The 14,983-nt window shown below is 53.3% G+C and carries 12 protein-coding genes and 2 riboswitches; of the genes, 9 read left to right on the top strand and 3 right to left on the bottom strand.

Annotated elements, in window-relative coordinates; all coding sequences use genetic code 11:
* Positions 1 to 2 precede the first annotated feature (2 nt).
* Entirely contained in the window at positions 3 to 1,430 is a 1,428-nt protein-coding gene (locus CRG97_RS02395; protein ID WP_237566263.1) for a serine hydrolase domain-containing protein, read from the top strand.
* Positions 1,431 to 1,502: 72 nt separating this feature from the next.
* Here CRG97_RS02395 and pruA read toward each other — a convergent pair whose 3' ends face one another.
* On the bottom strand, positions 1,503 to 3,050 hold the full coding sequence (gene pruA, locus CRG97_RS02400) for an L-glutamate gamma-semialdehyde dehydrogenase (RefSeq protein WP_098741588.1): 1,548 nt from the start codon (positions 3,048 to 3,050) through the stop codon (positions 1,503 to 1,505).
* Positions 3,051 to 3,253: 203 nt separating this feature from the next.
* On the opposite strand from pruA, the gene CRG97_RS02405 reads away from it, so the two are divergent.
* Entirely contained in the window at positions 3,254 to 4,174 is a 921-nt protein-coding gene (locus tag CRG97_RS02405) for a proline dehydrogenase family protein (protein WP_098741589.1), read from the top strand.
* Between the two features lie 57 nt (positions 4,175 to 4,231).
* Here the strand turns inward: CRG97_RS02405 and CRG97_RS02410 are convergent, their stop codons facing one another.
* Entirely contained in the window at positions 4,232 to 4,696 is a 465-nt protein-coding gene (locus tag CRG97_RS02410) for a hypothetical protein (protein WP_098741590.1), read from the bottom strand.
* 138 nt (positions 4,697 to 4,834) lie between these two features.
* A riboswitch (cyclic di-AMP (ydaO/yuaA leader) is annotated at positions 4,835 to 5,003 on the bottom strand.
* 542 nt (positions 5,004 to 5,545) lie between these two features.
* A riboswitch (cyclic di-AMP (ydaO/yuaA leader) is annotated at positions 5,546 to 5,713 on the top strand.
* Between the two features lie 130 nt (positions 5,714 to 5,843).
* Here CRG97_RS02410 and CRG97_RS02415 point away from each other — a divergent pair.
* The 6 genes from CRG97_RS02415 (at position 5,844) to CRG97_RS02440 (ending at position 13,270) form a co-directional block, all read left to right on the top strand.
* Positions 5,844 to 6,254 carry a hypothetical protein gene (locus tag CRG97_RS02415; protein WP_098741591.1) on the top strand — a complete coding sequence of 137 codons (411 nt, stop codon included), beginning with the start codon at positions 5,844 to 5,846 and terminating at the stop codon, positions 6,252 to 6,254.
* Positions 6,255 to 6,404: 150 nt separating this feature from the next.
* A complete protein-coding gene (locus CRG97_RS34165; RefSeq protein WP_481856176.1) occupies positions 6,405 to 6,482 on the top strand; it encodes a potassium-transporting ATPase subunit F in 78 nt (25 codons plus the stop codon).
* A 30-nt stretch (positions 6,483 to 6,512) separates the two neighbouring features.
* Positions 6,513 to 8,192: a potassium-transporting ATPase subunit KdpA gene (gene kdpA / locus CRG97_RS02425; RefSeq protein ID WP_098741593.1), complete on the top strand. Its 1,680-nt coding sequence runs from the start codon at positions 6,513 to 6,515 to the stop codon at positions 8,190 to 8,192.
* Positions 8,193 to 8,213: 21 nt separating this feature from the next.
* Positions 8,214 to 10,247, top strand: coding sequence for a potassium-transporting ATPase subunit KdpB (gene kdpB, locus CRG97_RS02430; RefSeq protein WP_098741594.1), 2,034 nt, complete (start codon positions 8,214 to 8,216; stop codon positions 10,245 to 10,247).
* Between the two features lie 81 nt (positions 10,248 to 10,328).
* A complete protein-coding gene (kdpC, locus tag CRG97_RS02435) occupies positions 10,329 to 10,955 on the top strand; it encodes a potassium-transporting ATPase subunit KdpC (RefSeq protein WP_098741595.1) in 627 nt (208 codons plus the stop codon).
* Between the two features lie 2 nt (positions 10,956 to 10,957).
* Positions 10,958 to 13,270, top strand: a complete 2,313-nt coding sequence (locus CRG97_RS02440) for a histidine kinase (RefSeq protein WP_098741596.1) — start codon at positions 10,958 to 10,960, stop codon at positions 13,268 to 13,270.
* A gap of 115 nt (positions 13,271 to 13,385) precedes the next feature.
* On the opposite strand, the gene udk is transcribed toward CRG97_RS02440, so the two are convergent.
* Complete coding sequence (udk, locus tag CRG97_RS02445) at positions 13,386 to 14,024, bottom strand: uridine kinase (protein ID WP_098741597.1); 639 nt, start codon at positions 14,022 to 14,024, stop codon at positions 13,386 to 13,388.
* Positions 14,025 to 14,222: 198 nt separating this feature from the next.
* Between udk and CRG97_RS02450 the strand changes: the two genes are divergently transcribed.
* Positions 14,223 to 14,858 carry a carbohydrate-binding family 9-like protein gene (locus CRG97_RS02450; protein ID WP_098741598.1) on the top strand — a complete coding sequence of 212 codons (636 nt, stop codon included), beginning with the start codon at positions 14,223 to 14,225 and terminating at the stop codon, positions 14,856 to 14,858.
* The last annotated feature ends 125 nt before the right edge of the window (positions 14,859 to 14,983 follow it).

The raw sequence follows: 14,983 nt of genomic DNA on the forward strand, positions 1-14,983 counted from the left end.
ACATGAAAATGGTTCAATTATTGCCAAGAAGCACCCCCGAAAATCAAGGAATCTCATCGCAGTCTATCGAACGCTTTATCCGATCGATTCAGGAAAAGGAGCTGGAACTCCACAGCTTCATGCTGGTACAGCATGGACATGTCGTAGCGGAAAGCTGGTGGAAGCCGTATGATGCGGACAAACCGCATATGCTGTTCTCGCTAAGCAAGAGCTTTACCTCTACTGCGATTGGACTTCTGGTCCAGGAAGGCCGGATTACGCTGGAGGATCGGGTGATCGACTTCTTTCCGGAATACGCTCCTGAAGATCCCTCGCCGAATCTGTCCGCGATGACGATTCGCGATTTGTTGATTATGGGAACGGGGCACGCCGAGGAGCCTGCCATGCAGTCCGATATTTGGGTGGCCGATTTTCTTAAACAAGCGGTTGAACATGAACCCGGGACCCACTTTGTATATAACAGCGCAGCGACTTACATGCTCTCGGCCATTCTGCAGAAGGTCACTGGCATCACGCTGCTGGATTATTTGCAGCCCCGTCTGTTTGAGCCGCTCGGCATCCATGGAGCCACCTGGGAAAGTTGTCCGCAGGGGATCAACACCGGCGGATGGGGACTTAAGCTGAAGACTGAGGACATTGCCAAATTCGGTCAGCTTTATCTTCAGAAGGGGGTATGGGAAGGCCAGCGTCTGATCCCGGAAGCGTGGATTGAAGAGGCAACCTCCAAGCAGATATCAAACGGACCTGCGGATTCCTCTTCGGATTGGACCGAAGGGTACGGCTATCAATTCTGGATGTGCCGCCACGGGGCCTACCGCGGCGACGGTGCCTTTGGACAATTCTGCGTCGTGTTCCCGGAACAGGATGCGGTGATTGCGATTACCTCCGGCCTTGGAGACATGCAGGCCGTGCTGAATGAGATATGGGAGCATCTGCAGCCAGCGATGGGATTGGATGCGCTGCCGGTCGATACCGGAGCGGAGGCTTCACTTACTAGAATGCTGCAAGAGCTTAAGCTGGATCCGCCAATCGAAGAGGCGGTATCCCCAATTGAGAAGGACGTCTCCGGGATCGTCTATGATCTCGAGGAGAATGAGGAGAAGCTGCGTTCATTCTCCGTTCGATTTGAAGAAGATGGCGCGGTCATGGAGCTTGAGGGGGAACACGGCATCAATTTGGTTGTCTGTGGTCGTAACGAGTGGAAGTCGGGAACCACGAAGCTAATGATGACGGCGGATAACGAATATGCTGCCTCCATGACCTGGAAGGATGACCGGACGTTGAAGTTGACCATCCGACTGACAGAGACGCCATTCTACTTAACTACGGAATGCACCTTCGGTGAGGAAAGCATTCATCTTGCATACTGGATGAATCAATCGTTCGAGGGCAAGGTGGTCCGGGAGATTAAGGGCAAGGTTAAGGCATAGAGCCAGTAAAATAAGCAACGGTACATAAAAAACCTCTCCATCGTCATGGAGAGGTTTTTTTGCATGCCGTAATCAGAATCGCTCTGACACCGCCTTCGCCTGTGTGAACAGGAGCAGGTAATCGCGCCCGCCGGCTTTGGAATCGGTCCCGGACATATTGAAGCCGCCGAATGGGTGGGTACCCACTAAGGCACCGGTGCATTTCCGGTTCAAATACAGGTTGCCAACATGGAAATCACGCCGCGCCTGCTCCAGGTGGGCGCGGTTGTTCGAGATCACCGCGCCGGTCAGCCCGTAGTCGGTGTTGTTGGCGAATTGGATCGCTTCGTCGAAGGAGGCGGCCTTCGTGAAGGCCACCACCGGGCCGAAGATCTCCTCTTGGGAAATACGGGCGGTGCTGGCCACGTCCGCGAAGATCGTCGGCTGGATGAAATACCCCTCCGGATCGCCCGGAAATCCGCCGAGTACCAGCGTGCCTTCGCCTTTTCCGATTTCGATATAGTCCAGAATTTTACGGTAGGCCTTTTCGTCGATGACAGGCCCTACCTGCACCGCGGCGTGTAACGGACTGCCGATAACCAGCTTCTTGGAGCGGTCGATAACCTTCTGCAGCACGGTATCATAGACGTCCTCATGCACGATGGCCCTGGAGCAGGCGGAGCATTTCTGGCCGGAGAAACCGAATGCGGAGGCGGTGATCGCGTCTGCCGCGAGGTCCAGATCGGCCTCACTGTCTACGATAATGGCGTCTTTTCCGCCCATTTCGGCGATGACGCGTTTGATCCATTGTTGCCCCGGCTGTGTCTTGGCCGCGCGTTCCTGAATCCGCAGTCCAACGTCGCGGGATCCCGTAAAGCTGATGAACCTGGTCAGCGGATGATCTACCAGATAGTCGCCTACTTCCTGGCCCGGTCCCGGCAGGAAGTTAACAACACCCGGAGGCAGGCTGACTTCTTCCAGTAGCTCCACGAATTTGGCGGCAATGACCGGCGTGGTGCTCGCCGGTTTCAGCACAACGGTGTTGCCCGAGACGATGGCCGCCGTGGTCATGCCTGCCATAATCGCGAGCGGAAAGTTCCACGGCGGAATGACGATGCCGACGCCGAGTGGAATGTAATAGAGATGATTTTCTTCCTCCTCATGAACCGTTAGCGGCTGGGGCGCGCTCAGGCGCTGCATTTCGCGTGCATAGAATTCCATGAAATCGATCGCTTCGGCCGTATCCGCATCCGCTTCGGCACGCGTTTTGCCGGCTTCCAGCGTCATCAGTGCGGAGAATTCAAACTTGCGTCGCCGCATGATTGCTGCAGCCTTGTACAAATATCGTGCCCGTTCGCTCGGCGCGGTGTGTTTCCACGTCTCAAAAGTCCGTGCGGCTGTCTGAATGGCTTGTTCCGCAAGTTCGGTATCGGCTTGGGATACAATGCCGATGACCTGACGTTTACGGGACGGATTGACCGACTTTAGGGTACGCTCCGTATGGATTTGGGCACCGCCGATAACCAGAGGGTACGTCTTGCCGAGTTCGGCTTCGACCGCGGATAGCGCAGCATCGTATAACTTGTTGTTCAACTCGTTCTTGAAGTCCAGAAATGGTTCATTCCGAAAAGGTACTCGCATGGAAGGCCCCTCCTTAACATGATATGATTCGGAGCTTTAGGTTTATGGTCCAGCTGCTGAATGCGTCATGGTGGGGTGTTTAGAATCTCTTGGTGAAAAGCTCGATGTTAGATATGTATGTCTTTCTGCATGCCGTCATGATTTTTGCATATGAGTTAAGATAGAGTGCATTTTGGTTTGCCTTTTGCAAAGGGGGAGCTCGCATGGACGGAACCGAACTTTACCGTAAAGTGATCCTGACGGTGTCCGGTAATAAATTCGTGAAGTGGTTGTCGATCAAGTACGGCCGAAAACTGGCGGGCAGATTCATAGCCGGCGATACCTTGGACGAGGCGCTGGATGAAATTGAGAGGCTGAACGAGAAGGGCATTCTCGTCACGCTCGATCATTTGGGGGAGGGTATCACGACGCTGGACGAAGCGGCCGGGTACCGGGAGGAGTATTTGAAGCTTGTAGAAGGGATTGCCAAGCGGGGAGTGAAATCGAATGTATCGCTGAAGCCGACGCAGATGGGCATGGCACTGGACCCCGAGAAGGCTTACGAGAATATTAAGCTGGTGGCGAAAAAGGCGAAAGAGCACCGCAACTTCGTTCGTTTGGATATGGAGGATTCGCCGTATACCCAGGCGACGATAGACATAACGCTGCGGCTCCATAAGGAGGGGCTGACCAATGTGGGGACCGTGATGCAGGCCTACTTGTTCCGTACGGAGGAGGACGTCAAGAATTTAATCAATGCCGGTGTTAATCTGCGGTTGGTGAAGGGGGCGTACAAAGAGCCGGGAACCATCGCTTTTCAGCAGAAGCGGGAGGTCATTGACAACTATAAGAAATTGATCAAAATGCATTTTGATCAGGGTACCTACGTCGCGATTGCTTCGCACGATGACAACATCATCGACTGGGTGAAGGTGTTTGCCGAGCAGAGCCACATAGACAAACAGGAATTTGAGTTTCAAATGCTGTACGGGCTGCGGATGAACGATCAGGCAGCGCTTGCACAGGACGGTTATCGCATCCGGTGTTATATGCCCTACGGAACGATGTGGTACCCGTATTTTACCCGGCGGCTGGCGGAGAAGCCGGCCAACCTGATGATGGTGCTCAAAAATATGTTCAAGTGAGCGGGGGAAACAACCAATTGAAAGGGAAGCGAGGACGGTAGCTCTCTAGCTACTGTCCTAGAAGAAATAATACGCCTCCGAGCAGTCCATCAGGAAGGAACGCTCCAGCGGCAAGCTGCCTAACCGCTTACGGGTGATGTGCTGTTGCAGATTGGTCTCCAGATCGGCGAGGGCCGATACGGCGAGCTGCATCCGGGCGGATCCCCACTGGTGCTGCTTCTGGGCATAGCGAACGGCCTCGGTTACGGACATGCCTCTCAGCCTCGTAAAGACGGATGCCCAGCGGACTAGATCCGTGAATTGCCTGTTGCTTGGCAGCGCATATTCGGCATACCCGGCCGCGTCTTTGCAGCTGATTTTGAACAAACCGCAGTTCCAATCTCGGTTGCTCCAGGGGATAAAGCGTTCAGCCGAGCCCTGGTCGAAACGAAATATCTCCATATGGCGAATGGTCTCTTCACCTAATGCAGGCACTGCGGTTTCGATGACGGGTGTACGTGCTGCCTCGATGAGTTTCGTCATGATATGATCTACGCTCCTTTATAAGAATGTTATATGCACGGCAAAAAGGCCTGGTGAGCAGAGATACCCCGCTCTCCAGGCCTATTTATGGTTAGAGGCCCAATTCCGGCGGCCGCTATGCCAAAGCTTGGATGGTGTTCTCTCTCAAAAACGCGCCTACGAGGTTAGCTGACGGATTCGGGCTGAGAGCACCCTACCGCCGGTCCATTTGATCCTAGGCACAGCGGATTCACCCCATTCACCAATCGAAGACTGGCTTTTGGTTCCCCCGTCTCCCCATCTGTCGGGAGCTCAGCGTATAACGAATGTTTCGAATAGATGGATGAATCATACGCCGGAGGAATCTAAAAGTAAATGACCATATGGGACGGATACATTCCGAAAATCGATGAAAACCGTATAAGAAAACGTGTACATTCAGTCGTGTCATCGATTATCATGGCAAAATCTCGGTATCTCGATAGATTGCGATAAATACAAGAAAACAAGAGAAATACATAGTATAGAGCAGTATTCAGGAGATAATTAAGTGATATTGGTCAGTTCCTGTTCGACATAACGCCACATGTGTTTTTGCTCACATTTACTTCCTGCAGGGCCAGACGTATGATACGAACTATGAATTGACGGACATCAGCGACAGGCATACGGGCAGCCGTTCCATGAAGGCCTACAGACAGTGTGAGAGCTGCGTCAGGCTCTTTTATGGATCGAATCTCGGGCGAAGGCACCATGGGCCTTCGCTGAGCTTGCAGGATGATGCGACTCTCACCGCTCGAACCTGATGCTGTGTTGTTTTGCCGGACCTGGATGTTTAGTCAATGGCTAATAGAATAACATGCTACTCGTTTTCAATTTTCGCTGAGTCCTTGAATGGAAAAGGAACGGGGGAACCAGTCGGGAGATGAACCTATCTCTCAGGGGTGAATCCTATGGACAAGATAACGGTCTATGGGTAGGGCGACTCTCACGCCCGAATCCGTCAGCTAACCTCGTAAGCGTATCGAGAGAGGCAACGATTGTCGTGGACTTGGGCCACGGTGTATTTCACCGTGTCCTATTAAGGAGCCTGCGGGAAGAGTTCTTCTCTTTCCACAGGCTTCTTTGTTGTTGTCTTCTCTTTCCGAACTTAGGAGGAGAACAAAAGATGGAGAAATCGCAGGAGTTTATCCTGGTATCCGCACCGAACAAGGCCGGGGAAGAATTTATCCGCCAGCTGATCTTTAAGCGCATTTCGTTTGTGGCCATAGCCAACAACCGGGTTGAACAGGAGAGGCTGCATGAACTGGGCTGCACCAACATGATACTAATCGATACAAGGGACGAGCAAACCTGGATCATTCCCGAGTTTCCCGTCAGCAAGGTGTTTCTGTTCGAGAGCAGCTTGAATCTATGCTGCCGCTATTTACGGATTTTCCGGACTTGGACCACGGAGTCGATTTATGTGATTACCCACTCCAGCAATCCGCGATTGATATACAAAGGGCTGGGTGCCGATGTGGTGCTTCATACGAATCATCACCAGGTATCCTTCCTGATTTCATCCATTGTCAGCTAAGGTTTTGGCGGATATCACAACGAGGTTTTAGGAGGTTATATTCATGCAGGATTTATATATGGTGCTCATATTGGGAGGAACCTACGGACTGTTCATGCTGTTTATGTCCTGGTGCGGGCGCGTGGTTTCGGAACCGGAGGCGGATTAACCATGATAATCATTTTGGTATGCACGCTCTTTATTTTTCTGTACTTGATTTATGCGCTGATTCACCCTGAAAAATTCTAGGGAGACAGCTGAAGGAGGAAGGCATTCGCCATGGGCATTTTACAAATTGCCATCGTTATACTCGTTCTGGTGCTGCTGGTAAAGCCGCTTGGAACTTATCTATATCAGGTGTTTCGCAATGAAAGCAATGGAACGGACAGATGGTTCTCCTGGGCGGAGAAACCGATCTTCGCACTGATTGGCTTGAAAGAACGCAAGGGAATGACGTGGAAAGGGTATGCCATCAGCTTTGTGATGACGAATATCGTGCTGGTCGCGGCGGGGTATTTGATTCTGCGGTTGCAGAGAGTACTGCCCTTCAACCCGAATGGCATCGATAATATGGAATCGACCTTGTCGTTCTCTACGATCATCAGCTTTATGACCAATACGAATCTTCAGCATTACAGCGGGGAGTCGGGGTTATCCTATATGGCCCAGATGGCTGTCATTACGATGATGATGTTCACGTCCGCGGCAACCGGGCTCTGCGTGGCGATTGCTTTTATCCGGTCGGTGACCAGTAAGGGTACAACCGTCGGTAACTTTTTTGAGGACTTCGTCAAAGCCCACACCCGGGTGTTCATCCCGGCTGCGTTCATCATTGCAATGATACTGGTTGCGCTGCAGGTGCCGCAGACCTTGAAGCCTACGCTCAGCGTCACCACGCTGGAAGGTAGTGAGCAGCAAATTGCTGTAGGGCCCGTAGCTGCGCTTGAATCGATCAAGCATCTGGGCACCAACGGCGGCGGGCATATGGGAGTGAACTCGGCACATCCGTTCGAGAACCCGTCCCCGCTGACCAATGTCATCGAAATCCTGTCCATGTGGAGTCTCGGGGCGGCGCTTCCGTATACGTTCGGTTTATTCGCCAAGAGCCGCAAACAGGGCTGGATTATTTTCTCGGTGATGATGACCTTGTTTATAGCTTTCCTGTCGCTGAACTATGCCGCTGAAACCAATGGCAATCCGGCGCTGAACCGCTTGGGCATCGATGCCTCGCAAGGCAGCATGGAGGGCAAGGAGGTCCGGTTCGGGGTTGCCCAATCTTCTCTGTTCACCACGGTGACGACCGCGGCCACGACCGGGTCGGTCAACAACATGCATGATACGCTCACGCCGCTTGGCGGGATTACGCCGCTGTCCCTGATGATGCTGAACTCTGTTTTTGGCGGAAAGGGCGTTGGGCTGATGAATATGCTCATGTACGCGATATTGGCGGTGTTCCTGGCCGGTCTTATGGTTGGTCGAACCCCCGAATTTCTAGGCAGAAAAATCGAGGCGCGGGAGATGAAGCTGATTGCAATTGTTATCCTGGTGCATCCATTTATCATCCTGGCTCCGACCGCACTTGCGCTGATGACGGATGCAGGGCAGGCAGGCATTACCAATGCGGGCTTTCATGGCATCTCGCAGGTATTGTACGAATACACGTCTTCCGCAGCCAATAACGGTTCCGGATTTGAGGGTCTGTCAGATAACACGCCGTTCTGGAACATTACGACCGGACTGGTCATGCTCTTCGGCCGTTACATCTCGATGATTGCCCTGTTGGCGGTAGGCGGCTCGCTGATGCGGAAGCAATGGGTTCCCGAGACGCTTGGGACGTTCCGGACAGATAATAAGCTGTTTGCCGGCATTCTCATTGCGGTGGTTCTGATTATCGGTGCATTGACCTTCCTGCCTGTACTTGTGCTTGGTCCGATTGCTGAGCATCTGACGATCCGTTAATAGAAAAGGTGGCCTATTACCATGAATAATACGAGAAAAAAAGTGATGTCCAAAGAGATGGTTCGTCAGGCGCTCAAGGAGAGCTTCACGAAGCTGAATCCCGTCCTAATGATGAGAAATCCGGTCATGTTTGTGGTGGAGGCCGGCACCCTGGTTGTTTTGCTGATGACGTTATTTCCGTCCTATTTCGGGACAGAGGGCAGTATCGGATTTAATCTGACGGTGTTTGTGATTTTGCTGTTGACGCTGCTGTTCGCTAACTTCGCAGAGGCGCTTGCCGAAGGACGCGGGAAGGCGCAGGCCGATTCCCTTAAGCAATCCAAGCAGGAAATGACGGCCCATAAAGTGATGGAGAACGGAGGGGTACAATCCGTGCCGTCCACGGATCTTCGCAAAGGAGATATCGTGATCGTTACGCAGGGCGAGATGATTCCCGGGGACGGGGAAGTCATTGCGGGCCTTGCGTCCGTTGACGAATCGGCGATTACCGGCGAGTCCGCACCCGTCATTAAAGAAGCCGGCGGCGATTTCAGCTCGGTCACCGGGGGCACTCGGGTTGTCAGCGATACGATCAAAATCCGGATTACGAGCGATCCGGGGGAATCGTTTATCGACCGGATGATTTCGCTTGTTGAAGGAGCCTCCCGCCAGAAGACGCCGAATGAAATTGCGCTGAACACGTTGTTGATCGTCTTAACGCTGATTTTCCTGATCGTTGTCGTTACGCTCGCACCGATTGCGAAGTATCTTGGCATCGAGCTGTCCGTTCCGGTGCTGATCTCGCTGCTGGTATGTCTCATCCCGACCACGATCGGGGGCTTGCTGTCGGCGATCGGGATTGCCGGCATGGACCGGGTGACGCAGTTCAATGTGCTGGCGATGTCGGGCAAGGCGGTGGAGGCCGCCGGTGACATCAATACGATGATTCTGGATAAGACGGGTACGATTACGTTTGGGAACCGGATGGCCAGCCAGTTGATTCCCGTTGGCGGTGAATCGCTTGCCTCGGTTTCCCAGTGGGCAGCCGTGAGCTCGCTGCAAGACGAGACGCCGGAAGGACGCTCGGTATTGGAGCTGCTGAAGAAGGAAGGACTCGAAGTGGATGAAAGCATGGCGGCTCGGGCGGAATTCATCGAATTTAAGGCTGAGACCCGGGTGAGCGGTATGGATCTGAAGGATGGACGGAAAGTCCGCAAGGGCGCGGTGGATGCCGTCAAGGCGTGGGTGCTGTCGCAAGGAGGCTCCATCCCTTCGGATTTGACGCCAAACAGTGACGCCATCGCAACAGAGGGCGGAACTCCGCTCGCTGTCGCCGTGGATAACCGCATCTATGGTCTGATCTACCTGAAGGATACCGTGAAGCCGGGCATGAAGGAACGGTTTGAGCAGCTGCGCCGGATGGGCATCAAGACGATTATGTGCACGGGCGACAATCCGCTCACCGCGGCGACGATTGCCCGTGAAGCAGGTGTCGATGATTATATCGCCGAGAGCAAGCCCGAGGATAAGATTGCCGTCATCCACCGAGAACAAGCCGAAGGGAAGTTAGTAGCGATGACCGGTGACGGTACGAACGACGCCCCGGCGCTGGCGCAGGCCGATGTGGGGCTGGCGATGAACAGCGGTACCACCGCAGCCAAGGAAGCGGCCAATATGGTGGATCTGGATTCGGATCCATCGAAGATTATCGAGGTGGTTGCCATCGGCAAGCAGCTGCTGATGACGCGGGGCGCGCTGACCACGTTCAGCGTCGCGAACGATGTCGCCAAATATTTTGCCATCATACCGGCGATGTTTGCAGCCGCCATACCAAGCATGAATGTTCTCAACGTCATGGGACTGGGTTCCCCCATGTCGGCGATTCTGTCGGCGCTGATCTTTAATGCCATCATTATCCCGCTGCTGATACCGCTTGCGATGAAGGGCGTAGCCTATAAGCCGATGAGCTCGTCGAAGCTGCTGCAGCGCAATGTGCTGGTCTATGGCTTAGGTGGCGTGATCGTACCGTTCATCGGGATTAAGCTGATCGACATGATCGTCCATCTATGGATCTAGATATGATAATCGTAACAGGCATAAAGAGATAACTCGAAGATTACTTTACGTGGAAGATATGAAGGAAAGGATCGAGGAACCATGAATAATCCATTGCAACAATCATCAACGGCGCCTCATGCCAAGGCAGGTGCCGCCCGTATCTCCCTGGGCATTGCCCTAAGAACGAGTCTTGTATTTATCGTGTTATGCGGAGTTCTCTATCCGCTGGTTACGACGGGAGCGGCGCAGCTGCTCATGCCGAAGCAAGCCGGCGGCAGCTTGGTCACGGATCGGGGCGGAAAGGTGGTTGGCTCGGAATTGATCGGCCAGAACTTTACGAAACCTCAATATTTTCACGGTAGGGTGTCCAGCATTGAATACAACGGAGCCGGCTCAGGCAGCAATAACTACGCACCTTCCAATCCGGATTTGATCGAACGAACGAAGGCTTCGATTGAAGCATGGAAGGAGAACAATCCGGACGTTCCGGTGAGCGAGGTGCCGATGGATCTGGTAACGAATTCCGGCTCCGGATTGGATCCTCACATCTCGCCTCAGGCAGCGGATATTCAGATTCCGCGGATCAGCAAGCTGACCGGAATCACGGAAGCGGAGCTTAAGCAGTTGGTAGAGGAGCATACGGAGGGACGGGATTTGGGCGTGTTCGGTGAACCGCGCGTCAATGTGTTGAAGCTGAACCTGGCTCTTGCCGAGCTTCTTGATTGATTATGGACCCATTTCGGAGAAAATCGCCGGAGGAAATCTTAAGGTCGATTGCGAAGCTTCATCATGGAAGGCTCAAGGTATATATCGGGGCTGTGAGTGGTTCGGGAAAAACCTATCATATGCTTCGCGAAGGACAGACTCTGAGGCTGCAAGGCATCGATGTCGTCATATGTGCCGTATCCACGATGCAGCGTCCGGAAACGGTGGAGCAGGTCCGGAATCTGGAGCGGGTGCCCAGCATTCATTGGGTGGAGGACGGCGTAGAGAAGAAGGATCTTGATCTGGATCTGCTGGTGCAGCGCAACCCGGAGGTGGTGCTTGTTGATGGGCTTGCCCATCGGAACCGGAAGGGAGCGCGGCATGCCACGCGGCTGGATGACATCCGATTCCTGTTAAGCCGGGGGATCAGCGTCATCACAACGGTCAATGTGTATGAGCTGGAGGACGTCCAAGGCATTGCCGCCAAGCTGACGGGCATTAAGGCCAGCCATACGGTGCCGGCTGATACGCTGGAGAGTGCCGATGAGGTGGTGCTCATTGACGTAACGCCCGAAACGATGCTGGAACGGGCACAGGATGGCCTGCTTGGAGGCGGCAGCGTATGGAAGCAGGGCAATCTGGCCGTGCTCCGGGAGTTGACGCTCCGCCTCGTTGCCGAGGGAGTGAGCCACTCGCTGGAGCGGTACCGCAAAGAACAGGGACTCGTCGGCCCATCGGGAGCCCATGAGCGAATACTGGTATCTACCCAGTATCATTGGAACGGATCTATCTATATGCGGCGCGGGCAGCAGATCGCGAAGAGATTGAACGGCGAGCTTCTGGCCATCACGTTTGTGAAACCGGGATTAGAGCTTACCAAAGAACAGGCCGCCTTTAAGCGTTCCATGGTTAAGCTCGCGGTGCGGATTGGTGCCAATCTGGAGGAACTGCCCCTCCGTTCCCGGAGGAAGCTGGCTGACGCGCTTGTTCAGTATGCGCTGGAGCACCATGTTACACGCATTGTTCTTGGCCATTCGAAGCAGACGCGCATGCAAGAGCTGTGGCAGGGCTCGATCCTTCAGGATCTGCTGAAGAAGACGCGCGGGATGGATATTTTTATGGTGGCGGATCGGGCGGCACATGACGGAGAGCGGATTATCCCGGCTCGGCTCCATCCGCAGCGGCTCCCTTCCGAATCGTTCCATCGCTTGAATGAACAAGAGTTGGACCGGAAGATGGAGCAGGTCAAGCGGGGGCGGTTTAAAGTCTATATCGGGGCTGCTCCGGGTGTGGGCAAGACGTATGCGATGCTGCGCGAAGGCAATGATTTGCTAAAGAAGGAATTGACGGTTCTGGCCGGATTGCTGGAGACGCACGGCCGGATGGATACGCTGTCCCAGGTAGGTGATCTCGAGGTTCTTCCGCGAAAAGTGATGGCATACCAGGGATCACGCCTTGAGGAGATGGATACCGATGAAATCATTCGTCGCAGGCCGGACGTGGTTCTTGTGGATGAACTGGCGCATACGAATGTTCCCGGAAGCAAGCACAAGAAACGGTATGAAGACGTGCAGGGTATTCTCTCGGCCGGCATCTCTGTCATTACAACCGTGAATGTGCAGCATCTGGAGAGCTTGAATGATGCCGTTGAGCAAATGACCGGTGTTCGTGTCCGCGAGACGGTGCCGGACCATATTCTGCAATTGGCCGATGAGGTTCAGCTCATCGACGTGACGCCGGAGTCGCTGCGGCAGCGGATGAAGGACGGGAAAATCTATGCGCCGGAGAAAATCCCGCAGGCGCTCGGCCATTTTTTTAAGACGGGAAACCTCATTGCTTTAAGAGAGCTTGCCTTAAGAGAAATCGCGGATGATGTGGACGAGAGGCTGGAGTCATGGCAGCGCAGCAGCTCGCTTCGAGGACCGTGGCGGCGCGAGGAGGTTATTTATGTCATAGTTGGCAGCGGCCCACAGGCTGAGCGGCTCATTCGCCGCGGCTTCCGGATCGCCCATCGGCTGAAGGCTGCCTGGTATGTGGCATTTCCATTCCCAAGGGCGTGTCAACTTCATCTATTCCATGACGACCGCCAGCGCTTGACGGCTCTTGAGACGTTAACGGACCGCCTCGGAGGAACGTTCACCTTGCTGCCCTTAAAAAAGGGGCCAGCACGCGCCATTTCTTCTCAATTGGTCGCCGCAGCCGATGAGGCGAAAGCTACCCAGCTGATTATCGGACAGCCGCAGATGGCCGGATGGAAGCTGTACGCCCAGCGGAAAATGATCCGGAGCCTGCTGCGATGTGCAAGGCATATGGATGTGCTCGTGGTTGCGGATTAGCAATACTAGCGCAAGGACACGGATAACACCAAAAAGCCCACAGACCTGTAATTACAGATCCGCGGGCTTTTTTCCTTGCTGCCAAACTGCCAAAGGGCTGATACGCAGGCTTGTCCTATTGTTCACCTGACAATGTGCGGTCGCCGGTCAAATATTTCTCGGTTAAGATGGAGAGCAGGCGAATGCCAACTTCATTCTCTCCGCCTTCAGGAATGATCAGGTCGGCGTATTTCTTGGAGGGTTCAATGAACGCCTCATGCATTGGCTTAACGGTTGTCAGATACTGATTGTGAATCGACTGGATGGTCCGGCCGCGGTCTTCGATATCGCGTACGACCCGGCGAAGCAGGCGTACATCGGGATCGGTATCCACAAACACTTTAATGTGAAGCAGCTTGCGCAGATTCTCATCGGACAGCACGTGAAGGCCTTCAATGATGACGATGTTGTTCGGCTTCAGTTCGAGGGTCTGATCCGTGAAGCGGGCATGGGCAGTAAAATCATACACTGGTGCGAATGCGGGTTGTCCGCTTTTCAAAATGCCGAGATGTTCGACGAGCAGCTCGTTGTCAAAGGCGAACGGATGATCATAGTTAATCGCTTCGCGTTCCTCGAAACTGAGTTCCTTATGATCCTTGTAATAGTTATCCTGCGAAATGAAAGTCACTTTATCTGAACCAAGACGGTCAATGACAGAGCGGGCAACCGTCGTTTTGCCCGATCCGGTGCCGCCGGCGATACCAATTATGAGCATGGCGAATCCATAACCCTCCCTAGAGTTTGCAATTTTATTATTGTAGCACAGCATGCGCTTATTTTCACTATGGGGACATAGAGCAAAAGATGGGATTTCCCGTACTTTCTTTATTCTTACCATGGAATAGCTAACCGAATCTGTATGTCTTATCATAGAGGATAGATTTAACTATTGAATTTTTTCGGAGGGATAATCATGCAGTATACGGCAATTTACCCGTGCAAGCCCGTTATATACATTCAGCAGGGAGAGCATCAGGGGAGCGTCGATTGGGACCGTTATGAAGCGGTGGCCTTAAGTGATACCGTGACCGGGCTTGCTACGAAGGAAGCGACCGAGGTTCGCGCCTGCTGGAGCTCCGAATACTTCTATGTACGGTTTGTTTGTCAGGATTCTCATATCGTATCAGAGTATCAGCATCGGGATGATCCGCTGTATGATCAGGATGTCGTGGAACTGTTTATCGACGAAGCAGGAACGGGAATGGAATATATCGAGCTTGAGGTTAGCCCGAACAATATTATATTTGACGCCCTGATCCAAAGCGACGGACATAAGTCGATCGCAAGCAGCGATATAAAGTGGGATTTTGCCGGTCTTCAGACTTCGGTAGAGGATGACGGCAAGGGGAATTTGATTTATGAAATTCGCATTCCCGCTGCGAACTTCAAGAATCCACCGCAAGCGGGACGAAGCTGGAACGTGAATTTTTACCGCATTGACGAGGACACCCAAGGAAACCGGGAGTATCAGGCATGGAGCCCGACCGGTGAGGTGAACTACCATATTCCTTCGCGTTTTGGGAAGCTGGAGTTTGTCGATGTCATCTAGCATATCAATGTAACCGGAATGCCGCATCGGTGGATTTTCATATCCGCTGTGCGGCATTCTTGTGTTTGCAAAGAGAATCATGTTGCAAATAAGATCATCCTGTATTATCATTCACTTACCGACCG

The organism is Paenibacillus sp. EZ-K15, assembly GCF_002573715.1.
In the GTDB taxonomy this organism is placed as follows: Bacteria; Bacillota; Bacilli; order Paenibacillales; family Paenibacillaceae; genus Paenibacillus_AQ.